Annotated in this window: 20 protein-coding genes; 4 read left to right on the top strand and 16 right to left on the bottom strand. The window is 38.3% G+C overall.

Annotated features, from left to right (window positions below; translation table 11 throughout):
• Window positions 1-4: 4 nt before the first annotated feature.
• Window positions 5-769, bottom strand: coding sequence for a lysophospholipid acyltransferase family protein (locus tag ES711_RS08285; protein ID WP_146892504.1), 765 nt, complete (start codon window positions 767-769; stop codon window positions 5-7).
• 111 nt (window positions 770-880) lie between these two features.
• Here ES711_RS08285 and trpS point away from each other — a divergent pair, with 111 nt between their 5' ends.
• Window positions 881-1,849, top strand: coding sequence for a tryptophan--tRNA ligase (trpS, locus tag ES711_RS08280; protein ID WP_146892502.1), 969 nt, complete (start codon window positions 881-883; stop codon window positions 1,847-1,849).
• 217 nt (window positions 1,850-2,066) lie between these two features.
• Here trpS and dprA read toward each other — a convergent pair whose 3' ends face one another.
• On the bottom strand, window positions 2,067-3,170 hold the full coding sequence (gene dprA, locus ES711_RS08275) for a DNA-processing protein DprA (protein WP_146892500.1): 1,104 nt from the start codon (window positions 3,168-3,170) through the stop codon (window positions 2,067-2,069).
• Window positions 3,171-3,273: 103 nt separating this feature from the next.
• Here dprA and ES711_RS08270 point away from each other — a divergent pair, with 103 nt between their 5' ends.
• From ES711_RS08270 to ES711_RS16560, 3 genes are all read left to right on the top strand, one after another.
• Complete coding sequence (locus tag ES711_RS08270) at window positions 3,274-4,212, top strand: HU domain-containing protein (protein ID WP_146892498.1); 939 nt, start codon at window positions 3,274-3,276, stop codon at window positions 4,210-4,212.
• A 210-nt stretch (window positions 4,213-4,422) separates the two neighbouring features.
• Window positions 4,423-4,932: an acyl-CoA thioesterase gene (locus ES711_RS08265; RefSeq protein ID WP_146892497.1), complete on the top strand. Its 510-nt coding sequence runs from the start codon at window positions 4,423-4,425 to the stop codon at window positions 4,930-4,932.
• A gap of 51 nt (window positions 4,933-4,983) precedes the next feature.
• On the top strand, window positions 4,984-5,112 hold the full coding sequence (locus ES711_RS16560; RefSeq protein ID WP_262713419.1) for a hypothetical protein: 129 nt from the start codon (window positions 4,984-4,986) through the stop codon (window positions 5,110-5,112).
• Between the two features lie 60 nt (window positions 5,113-5,172).
• Here the strand turns inward: ES711_RS16560 and ES711_RS08260 are convergent, their stop codons facing one another.
• The 14 genes from ES711_RS08260 to ES711_RS08195 form a co-directional block, all read right to left on the bottom strand.
• Window positions 5,173-6,336: a murein hydrolase activator EnvC family protein gene (locus ES711_RS08260; protein WP_246139149.1), complete on the bottom strand. Its 1,164-nt coding sequence runs from the start codon at window positions 6,334-6,336 to the stop codon at window positions 5,173-5,175.
• A gap of 59 nt (window positions 6,337-6,395) precedes the next feature.
• Window positions 6,396-7,169 (bottom strand): DUF4292 domain-containing protein, encoded by a 774-nt coding sequence (locus ES711_RS08255; RefSeq protein ID WP_146892493.1) that lies wholly within the window; start codon window positions 7,167-7,169, stop codon window positions 6,396-6,398.
• Window positions 7,166-8,527, bottom strand: a complete 1,362-nt coding sequence (locus ES711_RS08250) for a tetratricopeptide repeat protein (RefSeq protein ID WP_146892491.1) — start codon at window positions 8,525-8,527, stop codon at window positions 7,166-7,168. The genes ES711_RS08255 and ES711_RS08250 overlap by 4 nt, the downstream gene beginning before the upstream one ends.
• A 47-nt stretch (window positions 8,528-8,574) precedes the next feature.
• Window positions 8,575-9,594 (bottom strand): sugar phosphate nucleotidyltransferase, encoded by a 1,020-nt coding sequence (locus tag ES711_RS08245; RefSeq protein WP_146892489.1) that lies wholly within the window; start codon window positions 9,592-9,594, stop codon window positions 8,575-8,577.
• A gap of 226 nt (window positions 9,595-9,820) precedes the next feature.
• Window positions 9,821-10,255: a dUTP diphosphatase gene (gene dut / locus ES711_RS08240; RefSeq protein ID WP_146892487.1), complete on the bottom strand. Its 435-nt coding sequence runs from the start codon at window positions 10,253-10,255 to the stop codon at window positions 9,821-9,823.
• A 57-nt stretch (window positions 10,256-10,312) separates the two neighbouring features.
• Entirely contained in the window at window positions 10,313-11,776 is a 1,464-nt protein-coding gene (locus ES711_RS08235) for an oligosaccharide flippase family protein (protein ID WP_146892485.1), read from the bottom strand.
• 120 nt (window positions 11,777-11,896) lie between these two features.
• Window positions 11,897-12,382 carry a hypothetical protein gene (locus ES711_RS08230; protein WP_146892484.1) on the bottom strand — a complete coding sequence of 162 codons (486 nt, stop codon included), beginning with the start codon at window positions 12,380-12,382 and terminating at the stop codon, window positions 11,897-11,899.
• 417 nt (window positions 12,383-12,799) lie between these two features.
• A complete protein-coding gene (atpG, locus tag ES711_RS08225) occupies window positions 12,800-13,660 on the bottom strand; it encodes an ATP synthase F1 subunit gamma (protein ID WP_146892482.1) in 861 nt (286 codons plus the stop codon).
• A 138-nt stretch (window positions 13,661-13,798) separates the two neighbouring features.
• A complete protein-coding gene (gene atpA / locus ES711_RS08220) occupies window positions 13,799-15,379 on the bottom strand; it encodes a F0F1 ATP synthase subunit alpha (protein WP_146892481.1) in 1,581 nt (526 codons plus the stop codon).
• Between the two features lie 75 nt (window positions 15,380-15,454).
• A complete protein-coding gene (atpH, locus tag ES711_RS08215; protein ID WP_146892479.1) occupies window positions 15,455-15,991 on the bottom strand; it encodes an ATP synthase F1 subunit delta in 537 nt (178 codons plus the stop codon).
• 95 nt (window positions 15,992-16,086) lie between these two features.
• Window positions 16,087-16,581, bottom strand: a complete 495-nt coding sequence (locus tag ES711_RS08210; protein ID WP_146892478.1) for a F0F1 ATP synthase subunit B — start codon at window positions 16,579-16,581, stop codon at window positions 16,087-16,089.
• Between the two features lie 115 nt (window positions 16,582-16,696).
• The gene (gene atpE / locus ES711_RS08205; RefSeq protein WP_146892476.1) at window positions 16,697-16,906 is read right to left on the bottom strand and encodes an ATP synthase F0 subunit C; all 210 of its coding nucleotides are present in this window, start codon (window positions 16,904-16,906) and stop codon (window positions 16,697-16,699) included.
• Between the two features lie 20 nt (window positions 16,907-16,926).
• Window positions 16,927-18,012: a F0F1 ATP synthase subunit A gene (gene atpB, locus ES711_RS08200; RefSeq protein WP_146892474.1), complete on the bottom strand. Its 1,086-nt coding sequence runs from the start codon at window positions 18,010-18,012 to the stop codon at window positions 16,927-16,929.
• A 100-nt stretch (window positions 18,013-18,112) separates the two neighbouring features.
• Window positions 18,113-18,514: a hypothetical protein gene (locus ES711_RS08195; RefSeq protein ID WP_146892472.1), complete on the bottom strand. Its 402-nt coding sequence runs from the start codon at window positions 18,512-18,514 to the stop codon at window positions 18,113-18,115.
• Window positions 18,515-18,595: the final 81 nt, after the last annotated feature.

The raw sequence follows: 18,595 nt of genomic DNA, 5'->3' as shown, positions 1-18,595 counted from the left end.
AAAGCTACTCTGTGCCAAGAGTAGCTTTTTTAATTTTATGAGAGGCCAACAACTGTGTAAGAATAATAGTTCTGGCCTGCTCATTTAACACCTTGGCATCCTTTGAAGTCAAACCTTCGGTACTTAGGAATTTATGCACTGTAACCCGCATCTTCCCTGGACCGCCACTAAAAAACACATAAGAAAATCGCTTTTTATTATCCGCAAAAGTCATTGGAACAACGGGAATTTGGTGATTAATAGCCAATCTGAAAGCGCCATCCTTAAAGTCGTCTAATACAACATCTTCATGAGGCACACCGCCTTCAGGGAAAATACAAATACTCATCCCTTGTTTTAATCTTTTTTGAGCCCTTAAAAACACGGCTTTTCTGCTTTTTTCAGAGCTTCGGTCTACCAAAATGCAGGTACGTTTATAGAAAAACCCAAATAGTGGAATTTTAGCCAACTCCGCCTTGCCCACAAATACAAAAGGATTTTTCACACTCACCAACATCAGCATGATATCTGCCATAGAGGTATGGTTGGCCACAAACATGTAGCTTTTATCAGGTTCTGGAGTTTGCGCTCTTTTAACAGTCCAGCGAAACCCCATCCCCATCAAGATAAAAGCGGCCCAAAATTGTGCCATCTTAAAAAAATAAGGATACCATTCTTCTTTCAAAATTGAAATTACTAAAAAAGGAAACATAATTAGTATTGGCAAGGCCACGAGTACATAGAACCAAATGCGGTATAGAATCCAGAATGCGTATTTCAAAATTTTCATCGGGTCCAAAACTAATTAAATTAATTGAGCTATTCCTTCAAAAAAATTACCTTTGCGGTATAAATAATTTTGTTTAATTAAATGAGATTCCCGCTTTCGCGGGAAGTAAACATGGCAAGAATTCTTACAGGCATACAAAGTACGGGCACCCCACATTTAGGAAATATTTTAGGGGCGATCCTCCCGGCAATAGAGATGGCGAATGACACCAATAACAACTCGTTTCTATTTATTGCAGACATGCATTCTCTAACTCAAATTAAAGATGCGGAAACTTTAAGACACAATACCTACAGCGTTGCGGCAACCTGGCTCGCTTTTGATTTAAATATTGACAACGTTGTTTTTTACCGTCAGAGCGATGTGCCACAAACCACCGAATTAAGTTGGTATTTAAGCTGCTTTTTTCCGTACCAACGCCTAACCTTAGCGCACGGGTTTAAAGATAAAGCCGATAGATTGGAGGATGTGAATGCGGGCTTGTTTACTTACCCAATGCTGATGGCTGCGGATATTTTATTATACGATGCTGAAATTATACCAGTAGGAAAAGACCAATTGCAACATATTGAAATGACCCGTGATGTCGCGTCGCGTTTTCACGCTAAAATGGGTGAAACATTTGTACTTCCGGAAGGTAAAATACAAGAAAACAATATGCTTATTCCGGGAACTGACGGGGCCAAAATGAGCAAGAGCAAAAATAATTATATCAATATTTTTCTACCAGAAAAACAGTTGCGCAAACAAATCATGTCTATTGAGACAGACAGCACACCTTTAGAAGAACCAAAAGACTGGAGTACCTGTAACTGTTTTGCACTGTACAGTTTATTGGCGTCTGATGAAGACATTAGCACGATGAAGCAAAACTACGAGCAAGGCAATTATGGTTACGGCCACGCTAAGCAAGCTTTATACGAATTGATTTTAGCAAAATTTGAAAGGCCTCGTGAGCGTTACAATTACTACATGAACAATCTCGAGGAAATCGAAAAAGCATTGGCCGTTGGCGCTGAAAAAGCTAAAATTGTAGCAGATGACGTCTTGGCACGTGTACGCAAGAAGATTGGGTACTAAATAATCAGGTTTAATAAAACCCTTCCGGCTTTGAACTCTTTTTAGAGTTCAAAGCCACCTTCCCTTAAAAAAGGGAAGGGATTCATTACTCAACAAAATTTTTAATACTAAAAGTAAAAGCTAAACTTCTCCTCCTTTTAAAGCAAGAGTGGCTTTTGCTTCAGAACCTAAGCAAAAGGCGAGGGGGTTATTTCAATAATTCCAGCAATTAAGTTTATTAAATCACTTCAAACAACTTCCCGGGAAGTGGTCTAATTACGCCTTTCAATTCCATATTCAAAAGTACGCCGGCTACTTTAAAAATAGGCATACGACATTCTAGAGCTATACTATCTAACAATTGTTGCTCCTTAGATTTCAGATAATTATAGATGATTTTTTCGTCCGCTTCCAATTCCACAAAGAGCTGTTTTTGAATGGCTGGCTTTTTTTCGTTTTCAAGTTCCCAATTCAAAATATAAGGAACGTCCATAGGGTTTGACAACAAATGGGCTTTTTGATACTTAATCAGATTATTACATCCTGTACTTTGCGCATCCGTGGTTCTTCCTGGCACCGCAAACACATCACGATTATAAGAATTGGCAATATCAGCCGTAACCAGACTTCCGCCCCGTTCTGCAGACTCGATGACAATGGTAGCTTCACTGACGCCGGCAATAATCCGATTGCGCTTTAAGAAATTTTCCCGTTCAGGATGGGAGGTGCTCCAAAATTCGGTTAAAAAACCGCCGTTTTGCTCAATCTCCGCCACATAGCGTTTGTGAACTTTAGGATAGATTTGATTCAAGCCATGAGCCAAACAGCCCACCGTTTGCAATTTGTGCTTTACGGCCGCTTTTTGGGCGGTAATATCCGTGCCATAAGCAAACCCGGAAATGATTACCGGATTAAAAACTGCCAATTGTTCAATCAACTGTTCACAAAATGCCACCCCAGAAGACGTGATTTTGCGAGTCCCCACAATGCTGATCAAACGCTGACGTTTCAGATTGACTTGGCCCGCCTGAAACAATAGAATGGGACCGTCAATACAATGCTTTAATTTTTCAGGATAACTATTATCCATAAAATATAAGGGTTGGATATTGTTGTCTCTGATAAATTTCAGTTCGTTTTCTGCAGCCAAGACATGACTATTATTAAAAATATCTTCCAACATGCTGCCTCCAATCCCATCAATTTTTAAGAGCTGTTGCTTCTTTTCTCTGAATACAGCTTCTGCAGAACCGCAGTGGGCGATCAGTTTTTTGGCTGTGATGTCGCCTATTTTCGGCACATTTTGAAGTGCAAGAATGAAAATTAAGTCCTGATCTGACATTTATAAGGTTGATTAAGAAGGAAAACGGTTTAAATTTAAGCAATGTTGATAAATAGTAGGACTTTAATTTCGGCGAAAATCAAAAATTCTTAACTTTGTTTCGATGCATATAGAAACTTACATAAGCGATTTACTGTACCGTTACGACTGTGTGACGATTCCAGAATTTGGTGCCTTTTTAACCAAACGTGTCTCGGCTAGAATGGATGAGAACACGCATACCTTTTTTCCACCTAAAAAAGTGATATCGTTTAATGAGCAACTAAAGCATAATGACGGCTTATTGGCAAGCTATATCGCTGATGTTGAAAAGATTCCTTACGAAGTTGCCGTTCAAAAAATCAGTAAGCAAGTTAAATCCATAAACGCTTTTTTGATTGAGGGGGAAACTCTGAATTTTAGCAGCATTGGAGATTTAATCTTGAATGCCGATGGAAAAATTGTTTTTGAACCTTCACATAGCAGCAATTATCTTACCGATGCTTTTGGACTTACTGAATTTAAAGCAGCGCAGGTTAAGCGTGAAGTCTATAAAAAACAAGTTGAAACTTTGGAAGATGTCATTCCTATTGACATCACTCCTGAACGACGTTCAAGCCGTTCATTCCTTAAATATGCAGCCGTAGCACTTATTGCCTTAACTGTAGGCGGATTTGGAGTTGCAACCTTTCATAATAATCAAGTAGAAACCCACAATCAACTAGCTCAGGAAGCCGCCAATGAGCAATTGGATGCCAAGGTTCAGCAAGCAACATTTGTGATTGAAAACCCGTTGCCTGCAACAACTTTAAACGTCGAAAAGCAACAAGGTAATTATCATCTGATTGCAGGAGCTTATCGAGTGGCTGAAAATGCTGATAAAAAAGTTGAACAACTTCAAGAACAAGGCTTTAAAGCACGAACAATTGGCGTTAATAAATACGGACTGCATGAAGTCGTATATTCTAGCTACGAAAATAGCAATGAAGCCCTAGTTGCACTCCGCAGTATTCGTCGCAACTTTAACCAAGATGCGTGGTTGTTGGTGAGAGCACTTAAATAAGCGTCATCACACATTTCATACCATTCATACCATCTCATTTCTGACATCTTATACTATTCTAAATTCCGGTCCTTGTTTGGAAAAAGGCGTTCTTTTTGGTCTTAAAAGAGACGTTTTTATTCCTCTAAAACTCACCTTCAGGAGTCCGTTGTGTCATTGAAAATTCACAAATTCCACCTATCTTTGCATTTAATTTTAAAAAAACACCCAATGCAAGCCAAACATCCAAGCGATTCCATCTGTATCATGACTGATTTGGTACTTCCGAGTGAGACCAATCCACTAAATAATCTCTTTGGAGGAGAATTGTTGGCACGCATGGACCGCGCTGCGAGTATTGCAGCCAGACGTCATAGCCGCCGCATTGTGGTTACAGCATCGGTTAATCACGTGGCTTTTAACAGAACTATTCCCTTAGGATCTGTAGTTACCATTGAAGCGAAGGTGTCTAGAGCCTTTAAAACCTCAATGGAAGTGTTTATGGACGTTTGGATAGAAGATCGCGAATCAGGGGTCAGAGCAAAAGCTAATGAGGCGATTTATACCTTTGTGGCTGTAGACGAAACAGGTCTACCAACACAAATTGCGGAAATTACTCCAGAAACGGAGTTGGAAAAAACCAGGTTTGAAGCCGCATTACGCCGTAAACAATTGAGTTTGGTACTGGCTGGAAAAATGAAAGCTCAGGATGCTACGGAGTTGAAAGCTTTGTTTCAATAGATTGGGATTATTTATTTATTGGGTTAGAATTGATGGTGGAAAACACCAATAATGACGAAAGAATTGTTGGTGGAAAACACCAACAATGGCAGGAAAACACCTAATGGCAGGAAAACACCAACAACGGCCTTAAAAACATCATCAAGGTTTTTTCAAGTTGTTGGTGGAAAACACCAATAATGGCGTGGAAAACACCTATAATGGCGGGAGCTAAAATTTCACTTTGAATCCTTATTCTTTTTATCTCACAATCCATACGGCAGGATCCTGAAATTTTGAATCTTTATAGATAGCAAAGCTCAACATGGTTTCGCCGTTAGACGGGTCAGTAAAGACTTCTCCGATATCCTGATTGGTAGTGACCTTATTGCCTTTTGATACATATACTTTGGAAAGATTCTTATATACTGTAATGTAGTTACCGTGCTGGATTAAAATCCAAGGATTTCCATTTTTTGTACTTTGTACCGCCAACACTTCTCCATTAAAGACAGAACGCACTTTCGCATTTTTATCCGTAGCAATACGGATACCATTACTATTAATCTCAATAGTATTGTCAATCAGAGAACGCTGTGTACCGTATTTCACCTTCACCACTCCGGTACGAACTGGCCACGGTAATCTGCCTTTATTCGACTCGAATTTGGCCTCTAGTGCTTTCGCTTCTGGCGTTAAGGAGAATCCTTTAGATGCCGTTGTCGATTTTCCCGCTTTTTTATTAGAAGCAGCAATCGCCTCACGAATTAGTTTTTCTATTTCGCGGTCAATTTTATCGGCTTCCTGTTGTTTGCTCTTAATTTGAGAGGCATAAGAACTCATGTTTTTCCTAACCGATTCCATCAGTTTTTGATGCTCTTTTACATCCTCTTCCAACTTTTGCTTGGCCAATCGGTTTTCTTCAATCAATCTGGTCTTATCCTTTTTCTGCTGCAATAATTCCGTATTCAGGACCTGTAATTTCTCTGTTTTACTCCTTATTTCTTCACCTTGCTCCTTTTGGTAGTCTGTATATTGTCTGATATACTGAAGTCGCTTATAGGCCTGCTTAAAATTTTCAGAAGACAGCAAAAACATCACCCTACTTTGTTCAGATTTGCTTTTATAAGACTTCACCACCATCGCGGCGTAATCTTCTTTTAAACTTTTTAACTGATCTCTTAGTGTGCTAATTTGCTTCTGATTGGTATTGATTTCCCGTGTCAATAAATTTGCCTGGTCATTGGTAACCTTTATGAGGTTTTTGCGCACATTCACTTTATAATTTAAATCTTCAACCGTAGAGATGATCGTTTTCTCTTCTTTCTTTTTGGTGAAGAGTAAATTGTTAATCTGTTGGATTTCCTTCAGAATGGACTGGCGCTTGGCTTCCAACTCTTGTTGCTTTTGGCTTTGTGCATTCATAGCGAAGCTCCACAAAGAAAAGAGTAAGATCAATCTGTAAATGTTAGGTTGGTAACGCATTATTCAAGTTCAATTTCTTTATATCCTGATGGAATGTTGAATGGAAAACGGACTTCCCCATTTAAACTGATGGCTTTAAAGTCGAGGTCAATAATGATTTCATCATTTTTTTCCACTGCAATAATACGAATGTTTTCAGGAAAAATTTGCTTGCTCACAGTTTGATATGTTTTATAATCTATCTGCAACATCCGCTTTTCATTAGGTTGATACAACTGTTGCGAATCCAATTTAAAAAAGCCTGGATTCACTAGAAAAAACAATTCGAAAAGTGCGCGTTGTTCTTTTGGTTGTAATACATAAGACGAATCGTTTGGCACGCTAACGTAAGTGTCGTTCTTTAAATTAAATATGGGCTCCCCAAGAAAGATGTTCTGAACTTTTTCAAAATCGATATCTGTACCTAACAATCGCGTTAATAATGAAAAATCGCCGTCAAAATATTGGTTGTTGAGTTTGTCATAAAACCTGACGCTATCTTGAGTAATCATAACGCGGGCGACGCCTAAAGGTGCGCTCATCCAAATGACTTTGTCCTTTTCCATCCTCAAATTAACAGTAGTGCCATTGCTATTATCACCCTCAGTATAATCAATACGCACTTTAGCCTGCAAAGTTTTAAACCGCACTTCCTGTTTCGCATTTTCTCGAATGATCTGTTTTGCGGACATGTTTTTATCAATCTCCGCAGTACCCGTTAAGGTTTTGGTCGATCTACAACTAACACTTAAAACCAATAAAAGTACTAGGGCACTTAATTTGTAAAGTCTCATTCATTAGGATTTTTTAAAGCGGCTGCCTTTTTTGCAAACGATTCAGATTTGGTATTATTATTATTCAACTTATATGCCATACTCAATTGCGTGTAAAAATCAGCTTCCATTTTCGGATCTTCAATTACATAATCCAAACCTGATTCTAAACTAGCCACAGCATCTTTAGACTGTTTTAAGTTGTTATGTGCTACTCCTTTAATGAGGTATAGTATGGGTTGTGCTGGAAACAACTCCAAAGCCTCCCGACTTCTGACCACAGCTTTCTCGTTGAAATCTAAATCAATCTGAAGTAAAAGTGCGTCTTTAATGACTGCAAAATTTGTAGGTTCTAACTTTAGAGCGTCTTCAAAATACATCAAAGCTTTTGACTTGTCTTCTAACTTTAAATAGTATTGGGCCAACTCAACCAAAGTTTTAAAACTTTTGCTCTCATCAATCATGGCAGTCACATCAATAAGATCTTTTTCGTGCTGCGGATTTTTAGCCACAAAATTTATAAAGTCATTGAGAACTTTAGTTTTCGCATCCGGATTGATTTCTGGCGCGGTCAACACAATTTGCATAGAGGCGATGGCACTTTCTGCCTGGTTATTATCGAGATAAAATTTATACAATGCCAAATGCACCAATTTTGATTCTGGGTGAACTTTTAGCAATTGTTGCGCCGTATGAAACGCCTGTTCCGTTTCGCCAGTTTCACTATAGCGGTAGATGAGCGTTAAATAATTGGTTTCGTCTTCTGGATTTTTGTCCAAACGCTCTTGCAAATTTTCGATTCTTTCCTCATCACGCCCAGTAATTGTGTAGACTTGATTTCTTAGATAATCTCTATCTGCACTGATTCCGAACTCTTTATCCAGTTCATCCAAGAGTTTTATGGCCTCCTTGTATTCTTTACTCTTGATGTATAATGAGGCCAAATCCTGACGGTAATCAGGATGGTATTTGACCAATTGTTTGACGGTTTTTATCGCTTTTTTAGTATCTCCCTGTTGGTTATAGACATCATAAAGCTCATCTAAATACCATTCGTTTTCAGGCTCTTTAGAAACCGCTCGTTTTAGAGCATCTTCAGCGGCACCAAAATTTTTAAGCTTATTATAATTCTTGCCCAATTGATAATACACTACAGATTTGTCGTCTATGGCTTTGCATTTTAAAAGGGCATCAATCGCCCGCTGATAATTCTCGATGCCTTGTTGTTTTAAGGCTTCAAAAAAATGCTCTTGAAATTGGTCTTCTACGTTGCCAAGATCATCAGTTGGTTTTTGATTGGGATCAACTTGGGCATAACACGTCTGGGCGACGAAAACTATCGCAAATAGACATGTTACTATGTAATCTTTAAAATTCATATTGACAGGCCCTTTTTAACTTAACACTAGTTGCTCCTCTCGACTGCTTATTCTAAAACAGAATAATCTCCAATACTCACCGTTTTAAACTTCCCATCATATTGCACGTGATTACCGATCATCGCCTCATCAAAATTAGCGTTTTTAATGGTGCTATGAGTTTGAATCAAACTGTTTTTAATTGTAGATTCTGATATATTACAATTATTACCAATAGATACATTTGGTCCGATGGTAGCATTTTTTAGAATTACATTTTCACCAATAAAACACGGTTCAATAATGGTTGAATTCTCCAGTTTAACCGAAGGCGCTACCATATTTTCATCACCATCAGCTTTAATAAAGCCTAACATTCTGGTGTTCGTCTCGACGGTTACGGCTTTATTACCGCAATCCATCCACTCTGCAACTTCCCCAGTTTTAAAAACCTTGCCTTTGGCCATCATGCCTTTAATGCCATCATTAATTTGGTATTCGCCACCATGGATGATGTTATTATCTAAAACATACTGCAACTCCTGTTTAAGAACGTTTACATCTTTAAAGTAGTATATGCCAATAACCGCCAAATCACTGATAAAATCTTTTGGTTTCTCAACAAGCTCTACAATTTCCATTTGAGCATTTAATTTAACCACGCCGTAGGCCTCCGGTTGGTCCACTTGTTTCACCCAAATAACTGCATCGGCAGTAGGATCTAGATTAAAATCGGCTCTAATCAAAGTGTCCGCATAAGCAATCACTGCTGGGCCCGATAAGGAGTCTTTAGCGCACATAATAGCGTGACCTGTACCCAAAGGCTGGTATTGACGGTAAATGGCCGCTTTAGCTCCCAAACTGGTGGCCAATTCTTTTAAACTTGTAACAACATCGTTACCAAAAAAGGCTGGATCGCCCAAAATAAAGGCAATCTCCTCAATGGGTTGGTCTAGAACTTTCGCAATATCTTTTACCAAGCGATGGACAATAGGTTGCCCGGCTACAGGAATTAATGGTTTTGGTACGGTTAAGGTGTGTGGGCGCAAACGTGATCCACGTCCTGCCATTGGTACAATTATTTTCATATCATTACCTGCTAAGGCAGGTGTTTTTTATGGGTTATACTTAGGGATGCCTGCAGGGGCAGGTATCTACTCTTATTTATTCTTTGTTTATCAGATGTCGTGCTTTTGCATATTGTCGGCTCAGGTTCCGACTGCGCTCAACCAGACATCATAATTTTAAAAAAATTTGCGGTTATATCTTAGGAGTCGGCATCAGAAGACATGTCCCATAGCAAAGAAGTGACCATTACTTAGTTCCGGTGGAACCAAACCCGCCTTCACCACGTTTGGTTTCTGACAGTGTATCTACTGCAGTCCATTCGGCACGCTCGTGCTTGGCAATCACTAATTGTGCAATGCGTTCGCCGTTAACTATTTCAAAATCGTCATTGGAGAGATTCACTAAAATGACGCCAATTTCGCCTCTGTAATCCGCATCAATGGTTCCGGGAGCGTTCAGCACGGTGATGCCGTTTTTAGCAGCGAGTCCGCTTCTTGGGCGTACTTGTGCTTCGTAACCGATAGGAAGTTCCATAAACAGGCCAGTGCCTACAATGCTCCTTTCCAAAGGTTTTAAAATTCTCGATTCTGATAAATTCGCCCGCAAATCCATTCCCGCAGAAGCTATGGTTTCATAGTTGGGTAAGGCGTGATTGGATTTATTGATAATTTTAATAGTCATAAGTGTATTTTAATGCAAGATCTCAAAAAGGATTAACGCCTATAGTGAGGATTTATGCTATTTAGAATGTATGATTTGTTTGATTTGTTTTTTTTCGAGCAGGACTACCATGATTGCAAATGCTAAAAGTAAGCTGATTCCCACCGGATAATTCTCCCGAAATACATAAAACGAAATTACCGAAAATGCCGATGAAACCAATAAATACAATCCCATTTTTTTTATGTTATACGGAATGGGGTAATATTTTTGACCGTAGTAATATGAAGCAACCATCATACTCGCATAAGCCACCAAGGTCGCTATGGCTGAACCCCGATACTCCATAGTAGGAATTAACCAAAAGTTGAGCGCCAAGGTGATGAGGGCTCCAAACACTGAAATATAGGCTCCAAACTTTGTTCTATCCGTAACTTTATACCACACCGAAAGATTGTGGTAAATTCCCAAACACAAATTCGCGATTAAGATTAAGGGCACAATCCACATGGCTTCCCAATATTCTTCACTTCTGACAATATAAGGCTTTAACACATCCGCAAATACGACAATGCTCAACAACATCACGGACCCAAAAGCCACAAAAAACTCCAAGATTAAAGCATAATTTTTTTGGGGATTTTTTGTGTTGGCGTGACTGAAAAAATAGGGTTCAATACCCAAACGGTAAGCCGTAGCGAACAAGGTCATAAATACCGCTATTTTATAACAGGCGGAATACATGCCGATTTTTGTATCCGCAATGTCTTCGGGAAGTAAATAGTCTAATAAAATACGATCGAAGGTTTCATTTACTGAAAAAGCAATTCCAGCAATCAATACAGGCATTGCGTAGCGCATCATTCTTTTAAATAGCGGACTGTCAAAACGGTACTGAATATTAAAATAAAAACTCATCATTAACACCAAGGTCACAGCACTCGCCACTAAATTGGAGATAAAAATGTAGTTGATTTCGAAATTCGGAAGGTACATCGATTCAAAGAAGGCACTGTGATCTGCCCATTTCTTGAGATATAATAAAAAGAAAATATTCAATCCTAAATTAACGGCAACACTGGCAATTTTTAACACAGCAAACTTCATCGATTGACCTTTGGCGCGTAACCAGGCAAAAGGTATAATCACCAAAGCATCCAATAGTAAAATCCAAATGACTAAGGAAATATATTCCTGTTTGATATCCGTCAAGGCGGAAATTTGCGACTTGAAGACATATGCCAGAGCAAAGAAGCCTAACGAGGAAACGATTAATGAAATTGCTGAAGTGCCAACCACCTTATCTTGATCCTTTTCCTTATTAAAGAATCTGAAGAAAGCAGTTTCCATGCCGTAGGAAAGGATGACATTAAAAATAACAAACCAAGAAAATATAATGGAAACCTTCCCATATTCGCCAACAGATGGAAGTACTCCTTTGGTAGTGTATAAGGGCACCAACAGAAAACTCAACATCCTTGGTAACACTGTGGCTAACCCATAAATGAAGGTCTGTTTAAAAAGAGATTTGAATCCGCTCAAGGTGGTTTTATATTATTGGATAAAAGTAGGGATTCTAGCAGCGCTAAACAATTATAAGCGGAAAGTGTCCTCTTGAAATTTGTCGTTCACCATCTTATAGCCTGTAATTAATGACCTTGATTAGTTGTCAATAGTCCTATCCTGAATATTTTCTATCTTAAAATAGCGGATATCGCCTTTATATTTATAACTCACAATACCTTCCGATGCCTCTAACTCAAAAGGGATTCTCTTGGAAATATTTGGGGGTGTATTGGCCATTTCATCCATAGGATTACTGCTCATTATAATATCATTATTTGATTTTTGATGAGTTCTAAATTCTCCAGTATATAAGGTATTCGAACCTTCTGTGGTTCTATCCAATTTAACGGTCTGGTTTCTAAAATATACGGAGTCGAGCAGGATGTCCTTGGTTTCTTGAGAGTGCATCGGAATGTATAGTTTGTAACCAGTGTGACCCGAATTATCTTCCGAGGTATAAGATTCTACATAAACGTCACCAAGAATTGCCGGTGCTTTTTTATCCATCTTTTTGGCATCCGAGCATTTTGATGCAGTTAAGGACATAACTATAAGTGTTGAGAACATATATAAGAGTTTCATATGGCAGTGGTATTTATTACTGTAAGATAACAAATAACATTCCATAAAAATAATATAGCCACAAACGTAAGGTAACAGAAACCAAAAAGCCTGACTTTCAAGAAGTAAGGCTTTTTTATTTTTATGACCCTTCGACTGCGCTCAGGGTGACATTTATACTTAAATTATTCTAAACTCTCACTTATATGCAGAATTTGATTCATTCCGTTTCGCCTAATTATTTAGTGCTTCTGGCCCTAATTAATTTGGCTCGCTCTGCTTCGCCTAATTATTTAGTGCTTCCGACGCTAGCTAATTTGGCTCACTCCGTTTCGCCTAATTATTTAGTGCTTCCGCCGCTAATTAATTTGGCTCGCTCTGCTTCGCCTAATTATTTAGTGCTTCCGCCGCTAATTAATTTGGCTCGCTCTGCTTCGCCTAATTATTTAGTGCTTCCGCACCACCAACAATTTCTAAAATTTCGTTGGTAATAGATGCTTGACGGGCTTTGTTATAAGTTAATTTCAATTGATCTCTTAATTCTGTAGCGTTATCTGTAGCTTTATGCATCGCAGTCATACGTGCGCCATGTTCAGAAGCGAAAGAATCTCTAAGAGCTTTAAAAAGCTGTGTCTTTAAAGATTTTGGGATCAATTGTTTAACGATTTCTTCTTTTGAAGGCTCGAAAATATAATCTAAATCAGCATCCGCATCTTTTTCCATTGGAACAATTGGTAAAAATTGCTCGGTCATGATTTCTTGTGTCGCAGCGTTTTTAAACTTATTGTAAACCAATACAATTTTATCGGCTTCTTCATTAATGAATTTCTCCATTAATAACTCGGCAACTGCAGAAACATTATCAAAGGTTAAATCGTCATAGATCTCACTTTTGTTGGCGATAACACGATTCCCTTTCTTAAAGGCATCATTGGTCTTTTTTCCAATGGCCACTATGGAAACCTCTTTACCAGCATAATCTTGATTAATCAATCGGTTAGTCGCTTTGATGATGTTAGAGTTAAAAGCTCCTGCCAAACCTCTATTAGAGGTAATTGACACTAACAATACTTTATTGACATCACGTTGCTCGGCAAATTTACTTCCAGAATCAGCATCTAAAGTTGCACTTAAGCTTTGTAACAATTCCGTTAATTTATCAGAATACGGACGCAATGCAGTAATCGCATCTTGTGCCTTCTTCAGTTTTGCAGCCGATACCATTTTCATGGCACTGGTAATCTGCATAGTGGAAGATACCGATGTAATTCTGTTACGTATTTCTTTTAAGTTTGCCATTTTTTGTTAGTATTAAGTATTAAGATATCAGTATTAAGACTGAACAAAAAACACTTTTCAATATTTTGACTTTAAAATAACATTTTGAAAGCTTCCTCTCAATCTTAGTACTTTGTACTTAATACTCTGTACTTGATACTATTTTCTATATTTCGACGATAATTCCTTAGCCACTGCAGCTAGAGTATCCGTCGCTTCATCAGTAAGTTTTCCTGCTTTTAGAGAAGCAAGGACATCACTGTGTTTCGCTTTTAAGAATTCTAGGTAATCACGCTCAAATTCTTTTACTTTCTCTACAGGAACGTCTCTCAACAAGTTTTTAGAACCCGCATATATAATTGCCACTTGATCTTCAACTCTAAATGGATCGTTTTGAGCTTGTTTCAAGATTTCCACGTTACGCTTTCCTTTATTGATGACGTTTAAGGTAACTGCATCCAAATCAGATCCAAACTTAGCAAACGCCTCTAACTCACGGTATTGTGCTTGATCTAATTTTAAAGTACCAGATACTTTTTTCATTGATTTGATCTGAGCGTTACCACCAACACGAGATACAGAAATACCTACGTTAATTGCTGGACGAACACCAGAGTTAAACAAGTCACCATCCAAGAAAATCTGACCATCAGTAATAGAAATTACGTTGGTTGGAATATATGCAGAAACGTCTCCTGCTTGCGTTTCAATGATTGGTAATGCGGTTAATGAGCCGCCACCTTTTACGATTGGTTTCAAAACATCTGGCAAATCGTTCATTTCTCTTGCAATAGCATCATTATTGATGATTTTTGCAGAACGCTCCAATAATCTGGAGTGAAGGTAGAAAACGTCACCTGGATACGCCTCACGTCCTGGTGGACGACGTAACAATAACGAAATCTCCCGGTAGGCTACTGCTTGCTTTGATAAATCGTCAAAAACGATTAATGCAGGACGGCCAGTATCTCTAAAATACTCGCCAATTGCAGCACCAGCAAACGGTGCGTACACTTGCATTGCAGCAGGATCAGAGGCATTGGCCGCAACAATTGTTGTGTAAGCCATGGCGCCTTTTTCTTCTAATGTTTTTGCGATTAAAGCTACTGTTGAGGCTTTTTGCCCAATAGCGACATATATACAATATACAGGCTCACCTGCATCATAAAATTCTTTTTGATTGATAATGGTATCGATACAAACTGCTGTTTTACCAGTTTGACGGTCACCAATTACCAACTCACGCTGACCACGACCTACTGGAATCATTGCATCGATTGCTTTGATACCCGTTTGTAACGGTTCAGTTACTGGCTGACGGTAGATCACTCCCGGAGCTTTACGTTCTAATGGCATTTCATAAAGCGTTCCTTCAATTGGACCTTTACCGTCAATTGGAGTACCTAAAGTATCTACCACACGTCCAACGATGCCTTCACCCACTTTCAGGGAAGCAATACGTTTTGTACGTTTAACGATAGAGCCTTCGCTAACACCTACTGAAGGTCCTAACAATACAACACCTACGTTATCTTCTTCAAGATTTAGTACGATGCCTTCAAGCCCATCTGCAAATTCAACTAACTCACCGTATTGAACGTTGGCTAGGCCATACACACGTGCAATACCATCTCCAACTGTCAAAACCGTTCCTACTTCGTCTAATGAAGCGCTAGCTTCAAATCCTGACAATTGTTGCTTTAAGATTGCTGAAATTTCAGCTGGTTTTACTTCTGCCATTTTTATTAGATATTATTTCTATTGACTTTAAGGACTCACTTTGACTGTGCTCAGTGTGACCGATCAATAAAACTTTTAGTTTAATGTAAATTCTTTTTTTAATTGATTCAATTTGTTTGCAATACTTGCATCATATTGCATATCTCCTACGCGTAAGATGAAACCACCTAAAATAGATTCGTCAACCACGCTTAGAATCTCAGCCTCTTTACCCGTCAATTCTTTAACTTTGGCTAAAACTTTAGCATTGAGCTCATCCGTTAGTGAAACCGCAGTGGTTACCGTAGCAACTTGCTTTCCTTCACCTTCATTATACAACTCATTATATTGTTCAGCAACAGTTCCTAATATAGCGATACGTTTGTTGGTTATTAACGTGTCTATTAAGTTGATGCTTAGCGTATCCAAACCAGTAAAAACTGCTAATAAAGCCGATTTTTTTGTTGCAGAAGGCACAACAGCACTTAAAAGTATGTCTTTAAGATCCGTACTTGCTGCGACAGCATTTGCAATTGACTTCATATCAGCGTGTACAACCTCTGCCGTGTTTTGATCTTTTGCAAGATCTAAAACTGCTTTTGCGTAACGTATTGCTGTTCTTGTTTGTGCCATAGTAATGCCCACGTAGGTGGGGATCTCTTTTAATTATTCAACTTTACTATTGTCATGCTGAACGTACTTCGACTGCGCTCAGTGTGACAGTCCAATTAATTTAATTTCGCGTCACTCAACATAGACTCGACCAATTCTAATTGTCTGTCTTTGTTTCCTAATTCCTGACGCACTACTTTCTCCGCTATTTCAATTGATAAGCTTGCAACATGATTTTTAAGTTCAGCCATGGCTGATCTCTTTTCATGCTCGATAGCCTCTTGAGCTTGAGCAATGATTTTAGTGGCTTGCTCTTGCGCTTCTTCCTTAGCATCGCTCACCATTTTAGTTTTGATGTCACGTGCGTCTTTCAACATCGCTTCACGCTCAGCACGCGCTTCATTAAGGATACGCTCATTGTCTGCTTTAAGGTTTTCCATTTCCTTACGCGCTTTGTCCGCCGCTTCTAAAGCATTTTTAATGCCGCTTTCGCGCTCATCAACAGCTCCTAAAATTGGTTTCCATGCGAATTTTTTCAAGACTACAAGTAGAATGAAAAATGTGATGAGTGACCAAAAAACAAGTCCTAAGCCTGGTGTAATTAAATCCATTTATAATAGGTTTTAGTTTTTATAATTTAAATTTTGTGTCTCCGACTCTACAGCTTCGAAGTGTAATAAAGACACAGAAATAACCAACCGTTACTTCTGTGTCCGTCTTAAATGATTACTTAACGATGATAGCCGCAACAACACCAAAAAGTGCTACTGCCTCTACGAAAGCCGCTAAGATAAGCGCTGAAGTTTGTAATTTTCCTTGGATTTCCGGTTGACGAGCCATAGCGTTCATAGCTGACTCACCGATTTTACCAATTCCAATTGCTGCTCCAATAACTGCCATTCCAGCTCCTAATGCTGCGATTCCTGTAATAGTCATAATAATAAAATTTAAATTAATTAATGATGATCGTCTTCTGCGGTAGCCATACCAATATATAAGGCAGATAACACAGTAAATATATATGCTTGAATTGCAACTACTACAATTTCTATGATTAAAATGAATAATGAAAATCCGACAGAAACCGGTGCAATAGCAACGCTCTGGAAGGTAAAGATTAGAGACATTAACGACAGGATAATAATGTGTCCTGCAGTAATATTAGCAAACAAACGAATGGTTAATGAAAATGGTTTCACAAACATTCCGATAATCTCAATAGGCATCAGAAATATTTTCATTGGTACCGGAACGCCTGGCATCCAAAAAATATGCTTCCAGTAATTTTTATTTCCACTGAACATGACTATAAAGAATGTGAACAATGCTAAAGACAAAGTGAACGCAATGTTTCCACTCACGTTAGCGCCGTTTAAAATAGGAATTAATCCAAAAATATTGTTGATCCAGATAAAGAAAAACACCGTCAATAAGAAAGGCATATATTTTTTATACTTCTTTTCCCCAATCATAGGAATCGCAACCTCATCTCTAATAAAAACGATTAAAGGCTCAACATAAGAAGCGACACCTCTTGGAATATTATTGTTTGATTTGCTGTATTTACGCGCTGCAGAAATAAAGATGATGAATAATAAGATGACCGTTACCCACATCATAAAGACGTTTTTGGTAATGGAGAAGTCTAAAGGAGTGGTTGCATTGTTAGGATGTAATTCTTCATCAAAAGTCAGGCTGTTTACACCAGGAGCTAATTGATAGATTTTTTCGTGGTATTTTACAAAGCGCTCACCATTTTTTTCCACAATATGTGTTCCTGAATCATCATGATGAAATTCGCTAGACATGAAGGTCGTGAGACCGTTATCTGTAAAAAGAATGATTGGCAAAGCAATGCTGATAGGCTTGTTATCCCAATCAACAATATGAAACTCATGGGCATCTTTAACGTGATGCATGATCATCTCTGTGGCATTGAACCCTTTGTCTTGGTCTTCGTTATCTTGTGAAGCAAACCCTAAATTGGTGAATGCTACAGAAAAAACTAAAAATAATACGGCTCTTAAAGTGTTTAATGTCATTATGAATAGCTTAAAAATACCTTGCTCTAAATTCCGTGCAAATGTACACACATTAGTTTAATTGTCAAACACTTTTTTATCAATATTAAAGGCACACCAATTACGGGGTTTTCTCAAGGAACCTTGTGATGGTATACACTTCAAATGCCAAGTATAAAAAATAAGGAATAAAAAAGTTAAATATATCGGGTTGTTTATTATCAAAATCTGATAAAATCAGCGGTAACAAAAATAAAATAGCTAAGAGCATCTTTACAATTGTACCGCCCATAAAGAGCATCAAAACATCTGTTTTTCCCGTTGAAAATTTATAATTTACAATGGTGAATAACAATGTGGTGACCCCAAAAAGAAAGGCATAAATATGCCACACTGGAAAATACAAATTTAACTCCGTGCCAAAGTAAGAAAGCACGTAACTATGAATGCCGAAAAGCACCACCGTGAAAATAGTTATGAGGAGTAAAAAGTTAAGTTGTCTTTTCTTGAAGTCTGCAGTCATTAAAAATTTAAGTTATCTGTCTATTTATTTTGCTAAAACCCTTGTAAAGCGAGTCCTAATCTGGAAATTATTCGCCTTTTT

The sequence above is a fragment of the Gelidibacter salicanalis genome (assembly GCF_007997285.1).
In the GTDB taxonomy this organism is placed as follows: domain Bacteria; phylum Bacteroidota; class Bacteroidia; order Flavobacteriales; family Flavobacteriaceae; genus Gelidibacter; species Gelidibacter salicanalis.
Note: the sequence above shows the minus strand (reverse complement) of the source record. Positions and strands in the feature narration are given on the sequence as shown.